We start from the raw sequence: 351 nt of genomic DNA, 5'->3' as shown, positions 1-351 counted from the left end.
AACGGCATGCTCAGCGCCGACCATATCGCGATCAACTCCGACGCGATGACCCTGGGCGGCCTGATCACGTCCACCGGCGCCGCTGGCGGCAGCGTGACCCTGGCGCCGCATGACGGCGCGACCATCATCCACGCCGGCGCGAACGCGGTCGATGGCCCTGCGCAGCTGGGCTTGAGCGACAGCGAACTGAAACTGGTCACGGCCGATAAGCTCATCATTGGCGGGCAAGCCAACCAGACCGGCGCGCTGGACGTGACCGGCCTGCTCGACATGTCGGGCAACCTGAACGCCGGCAGCAAGCTGGCGCTGCTCGCCGGCGCCGGCCCCCGGACCTTGCACGGCGCCGGCCTC

The 351-nt window shown here is 70.1% G+C and carries 1 protein-coding gene; it reads left to right on the top strand.

The window, feature by feature from the left end; translation table 11 throughout:
- Window positions 1-351: hypothetical protein (locus tag F2P45_RS34765; RefSeq protein ID WP_166882719.1), on the top strand; the 351-nt coding region annotated here is incomplete at both ends.

The organism is Massilia mucilaginosa, assembly GCF_011682145.1.
GTDB classification, from domain to species: domain Bacteria; phylum Pseudomonadota; class Gammaproteobacteria; order Burkholderiales; family Burkholderiaceae_D; genus Telluria_A; species Telluria_A mucilaginosa.
The sequence above is the reverse complement of the archived record's forward strand: the minus strand, read 5'-3'. Positions and strand labels throughout refer to the sequence as shown.